Consider the following 5028-nt stretch of genomic DNA (forward strand, 5'->3'; position numbering starts at 1 on the left):
AACCTTTCGAGTAACCCTCTCCTCTGAAGTTAAACTCTCTACTAGATTCCAGTCTTCAAATACGGTTACGTCGTCATCACGATCTTGTTCACTAAATCTAACGCCAAAAAGAAAGTACTCATCAGAAATTGAACAAGTCACTATTTTTCTCCCTTAAACCACAAACCATCATTGGCAAAAGCATTGTACAAGCTGCTTTGTTCCAATGACCGATTCATGCCTAATGGGCGCCATTTCCAAGCTTGCTTAGTTTTGTTATCGCGTACATCCATAACCATGGCATGACGTACGCCAGTAGCAAAACGCCCATCTAACCCCAAGATATATGGCATGTATCTTCTAGTTATTTCAATATGACCTTTCTCTAAATCAACAAAAAATGTGTGCTGTTTCGATTTTGCCCAAGCATACTTTCCAAGAGGACTAATTGAACGATACTCTGAGCGAGCTTCTTCAAAAGAAAGTTCGAGATCTCTCCTCCATGAATAACGCTTATCTGCTCAGATGTCTCTTCGATGTACTCGCCTACGCCATATGTGTTTACCGTTATTCTCTTTCCGTTAAGTATTACTCCTGAATCATTGATAGCTACATCAACTTGAGTTTTTTCATGCGTCTCTGCATCCCATCTGTAAGTAATTGGACCATGACTACCATTGATTAAGTAGTACAAATAACTACTGTCTTCTGCCCATACAAAACCTATTGGGCCACGATAATCAAGAAAGTCTGTCTCTCCCGTTTTTAGGTCATATACCGCTTTACCAGAACCACCATAACCAAAGGCTAAATAGCGCATGTTTGGCGAGCGAACCATCTTTCCTGAGCCTGAACCTTTTGGGTCCGGCAACGCATCTAGCACCAAACGCAGGTCTGTACCATCGGTTTTCATGCTCCATACTTTGACCTGCCCTTCGTACTCGGTGTACATCGGATGGCTTTTATCTGACATATTGGCCCAGTAGAACTGGATGCGTGGTAGATCATAAGAGCTGGCGTCGTTCAAATCTTCACGCGGCCACTCGTCGGCACGATAAATGTAGTAACGCGGAAACAGCTTCTCTTGGTAATCAAACGTGCCCTTGTGTTCGCTCACTTCACTGGGTGCCATCACGTAGTAATTGTGCTCCCCTACGTAAATCTTGCCATCGTCTTCACTGCACGCGACAAGCAAAATGGCACTGAGAAACGCTAGTAGTATTTTTTTCATTTTCTAACCTAACTGATTTAGCCTTAAGGCAAACTCAACAAGTAACTGACTTAGCTAGTCATCGAGTTAGCCTAATAAACTGGAAACTGGGATATCTTCTTCAATGGTGATGTAGTACTGCTGGCCTTTGCTTAAGTCGGAATGGGCGGCCCGAAGAAGATCGACGGTTTCTACCTCCGGTGGAGGAAACGCAAAATGCAGAGTGTAATAACCTGCTTGATCTTTATGAGATGAAGATAGATACGCACGGCTAGACCACTCTTCATCTACATTTCTAATCTCGAAAAAATCGTCCTCTTGGTCGACATTGGGCTCATGCAAATAAATCACCGTAGGTACTGAGCCACTGGCTATCTTAAGCGCGGCGATATTGCACTCGTGTTGATCATTGACTAGAGCAGGATTAACGCCTTGAGAAACGTTGGCGGGCAGTGCTGTTACCGCCCCCTCTGCAGAGTCAAAATTATGTTGGTCACTGTAAGCCATCAGAGATTCCAACGATAAACTTGAACTTTGCGGATCTTTTTCAAGCTCTTCTATTTGGCTGATGGTAAGCGGTGCCTTACTGCAGTGCACAAACAAGTTATCTTGTATCTCGCCGTTGATTTTGTATGGTAGCCAAATGTGCGGCAGTGGGTTTCCTTGGCTGCGCCTTTCTAAGCTTTGTCCTGCTTTCTTAGGGCTTGGTAGCGTTTCTAATAAAATAGGTTCATGTTCTATATTGTGGAACTTGATCTCTACTTCTTCGCTGGTCAGTCCCTGCACTCTGGCTGTTTGCTCAAGCGACAGCCATTCTGTTTTAAACACCTCGCCGTCTTGAATAATATCGAAAGGCTCTGCGCCCATATAACACTCTTCAATTAAGGTCGCGCCATTGATATCAATGTGACGTAAATTTTCCACTGATGGCGGTGTGGCGTTGCGGAAATAGTCGACGTCGATGTCAGAGAAATGGCCGTTTTCTTGAATTTCTATCTCTCGCCATACTTTGTTGTTCCACACAACATAGAAGCAACCCACATCTTTAACCGCAAACTCTTCGCCTTTTTGGTCTAACGGAATAACAGGCACCAACACATTATCCCACTCGTCTTTTTGAGTGTCTTTGCTCACTGGTTCAATGGCTTCGGCTAGCTTTAGCATGATTGGTGTTGGCTGACCTTGGCATGGGATTTTAATGTAGAGGCTACGAGGTTCTGAATGTAAATCCTTGAACGTGGCTAAGCTTCGATGACCATTTGCCGCATCCGGTTTGGCATTCGTGACCTTTTCTTTATCACTCTCGCTTCTACCAAGGGCTAGGCAAGCGGCATTGGGAGACCACTGCCCTGCAAACTCAACAACAATCTTGTTCTCTGGAGATGGTTCAACTGGTGTATGAGCAATGTTTCTTGCCAAAGGAACGTCGTCAGTAACCGTTTTGTAGCCTGCTTTTTTAACTTGGGCAGGCACTTGGTTCTGTAGGCTCTCAATCACCGCCTGAAAGGCAGGAAAGGCCTGTATTTGGGTTGATGTAAGTGGGGTACTTCGCTTCGTGTTCGCCACTCCAACCCATTCAGCCTTGACTAATTGAGCACGTAAACTCGTCTGCAAACTGAAGATATCTTTACGACCAGAAGCAGGAATCTTGGCCGCTAATGCAGGTGGTAATGCTGAAAGCGCATCATTAATATGACGAACACGAGAAAACATCCTTACACATTCATCTGGTGTAAGAACGAAATCAAGCTCTTGCTGTGTTAGCGAGGTGCTTGTTTTAAACTTGCAAAGTGATTGCATTGAAATGTCTCCACAACCCAATATAAATGAATGGTCGCGGTGATAATTAAGCTGATAAGGCTTAGGTTTTACGATTTGGCTTAAGGGAATTCTAACTAATTAATGCAAACAGAACAATATTCAATTATCAATTCAATAAAGACAAGCAATTGATATAAATGATAATACACCACTTTTAACCACAATCTTTCGGCTATTGACTGACGATTGCGATGAAATATCTAGACTCCAGTCAGATCGACATCAAATTTAGGTATATTGAACGAATATTCGTTTTCATGATATTGAGCCAAGAATAAGTTTCGGTCTTACTTTCCGACACCTTATCGCTCAATTTAGTCATGCATCAGTCTTTCGACTTAGTACTTTATCCTCAATTGTTAATATTCGGCCCATATATTCTTCAACGCTTGTCTTTGATTCATCCATCCAGTAGCCGCCTAATCTGATGACGTAAACATTGTGTCTATCCCATATTACATGCGCCTCTAGTTGGCTATCTCCATACTTGGAGTTTTCATAGCTACTATAAATGTAATATTTCATAAGGTCGTCATGAAGAAGGGTCACGGTAATACCATCAATGCTGTGAATAAACCCTTCGTGATACTTATCAGCCACGCCTTTTTCAATGCGTAGCTCTCCGATAAGCTTGGTTCCAAAAGCTCGGTCACCGGGTTCTACACCATAAACTTTCTTTAAGATAGTTAACTCTTTTTGAGAAAATGCCCAAGATTCCTTTTCAGCTTTCTGTTTTTGAGGTAACTCACCCTGTCTATTCAAGACAATAATTTTGCAAATGTATAGTAAAGATAGGCTAAAGAAAACTAAGGAAGAAAATAGAAGATTAGCGTTCAAAACAGATATCCAAGAACCGCAAGTGTAATTTTCGAGGACTATATATTTAAGCTAATTGAGAGTTCAAACAAAATAGCAAAAGAAGACATTATGTATATCAATATCTTCTTATTGCTTAGGCTTTTAGGTGTTTCGCCACGTGACAGAGTTGGCATTATTAAAAGCTCATCTAGGTTGCGACTATTTTTGCTCTTCCTTAAACCAGATACCATCATTGGCGAAGGAGTTGTAAAGGCTACTTTGTTCTAGAGATCGATTCATGCCTAATGGGCGCCATTTCCATGCTTGCTTGGTTTTGTTATCGCGAACATCCATGACCATGGCGTGGCGAACACCAGTAGCGAATCGACCATCAAGGCCAAGTATGTAGGCATATAATTATTGTTCACTTCCGCTGTTTGATTTTCTATATCGATAAAAAATCTGTATTGCTTAGAAGCTACCCAAGCATATTTTCCTAGCGGACTTATCGAACGATACTCAGCGCGTGCATCTCGCCAGTTCTCTATAGTTTCATGCCAAGGAATACTGGATACACGTTCATTACTTTTTTCATCAAATGTACCAACCCCAACATCAGATACGTTGTATCTAATTCCTTCAATAATCATTCCTGTATCGCGTATAGATACATCAACTTGAGTTTTTTCATGCGTCTCTGCATCCCATCTATGGGTAGAGTGCCCCTCTCGTCATGAACTCGGTAGTACAAATAGCTGCTGTCTTCTGCCCATAAAAAACCTATTGGCCCGCGGTAATCTAGACGATGTGTTTCACCAGTTTGAAGGTCATACACGGCTTTCCCAGAACCAGAAAAGCCAAAGGCGAGATAGCGCATATTTGGTGAGCGAACCATTTTCCCAGAGCCTGATGCGGTTGGCGCTGGAAATTCATCTAGCACTAAGCGTAAATCAGTGCCATCGGTTTTCATGCTCCATACTTTGACTTGACCCTCATAATCGGTGTACATCGGGTGGCTTTCATCAGACATATTGGCCCAGTAGAACTGGATGCGTGGTAAATCGTAAGAACTGGCATCGCTTAGATCTTCTCGCGGCCACTCATTGGCGCGATAAATGTAGTAGCGCGGAAACAGCTTCTCTTGATAGTCAAATGTGCCTTTGTGTTCACTCACTTCACTGGGTGCCATCACGTAGTAGTTGTGCTCTCCTACGTAAATC

The 5028-nt window shown here is 42.7% G+C and carries 6 protein-coding genes; all 6 read right to left on the minus strand.

All coding sequences use genetic code 11. From position 1 onward, the window contains the following. Positions 1 to 140: 140 nt before the first annotated feature. On the minus strand, positions 141 to 332 hold the full coding sequence (locus UA76_RS24240) for a hypothetical protein (RefSeq protein WP_052771896.1): 192 nt from the start codon (positions 330 to 332) through the stop codon (positions 141 to 143). Between the two features lie 32 nt (positions 333 to 364). Next, positions 365 to 1210 carry a beta-propeller domain-containing protein gene (locus UA76_RS01320; protein WP_052771897.1) on the minus strand — a complete coding sequence of 282 codons (846 nt, stop codon included), beginning with the start codon at positions 1208 to 1210 and terminating at the stop codon, positions 365 to 367. Positions 1211 to 1276: 66 nt separating this feature from the next. Further along, a complete protein-coding gene (locus tag UA76_RS01325; RefSeq protein WP_047042336.1) occupies positions 1277 to 2989 on the minus strand; it encodes a hypothetical protein in 1713 nt (570 codons plus the stop codon). Positions 2990 to 3328: 339 nt separating this feature from the next. Then, positions 3329 to 3847: a hypothetical protein gene (locus UA76_RS01330; RefSeq protein WP_047042338.1), complete on the minus strand. Its 519-nt coding sequence runs from the start codon at positions 3845 to 3847 to the stop codon at positions 3329 to 3331. Positions 3848 to 4110: 263 nt separating this feature from the next. Next, a complete protein-coding gene (locus UA76_RS22175) occupies positions 4111 to 4458 on the minus strand; it encodes a hypothetical protein (protein ID WP_052771898.1) in 348 nt (115 codons plus the stop codon). Then, the coding region (locus UA76_RS22180) for a TolB-like translocation protein (protein ID WP_475345380.1) at positions 4455 to 5028 on the minus strand (574 nt) is incomplete at its 5' end. The genes UA76_RS22180 and UA76_RS22175, both read right to left, overlap by 4 nt.

This window comes from Vibrio mexicanus, assembly GCF_001012815.1.
Taxonomy (GTDB): Bacteria; Pseudomonadota; Gammaproteobacteria; order Enterobacterales; family Vibrionaceae; genus Vibrio; species Vibrio mexicanus.

What these genes read in the sequence shown, in the direction of transcription:
- UA76_RS24240 (WP_052771896.1), bottom strand. Translation starts at nt 332, where the DNA reads ATGCCATATATCTTGGGGTTAGATGGGCGTTTTGCTACTGGCGTACGT.
- UA76_RS01320 (WP_052771897.1), bottom strand. Translation starts at nt 1,210, where the DNA reads ATGAAAAAAATACTACTAGCGTTTCTCAGTGCCATTTTGCTTGTCGCG.
- UA76_RS01325 (WP_047042336.1), bottom strand. Translation starts at nt 2,989, where the DNA reads ATGCAATCACTTTGCAAGTTTAAAACAAGCACCTCGCTAACACAGCAA.
- UA76_RS22175 (WP_052771898.1), bottom strand. Translation starts at nt 4,458, where the DNA reads ATGATTATTGAAGGAATTAGATACAACGTATCTGATGTTGGGGTTGGT.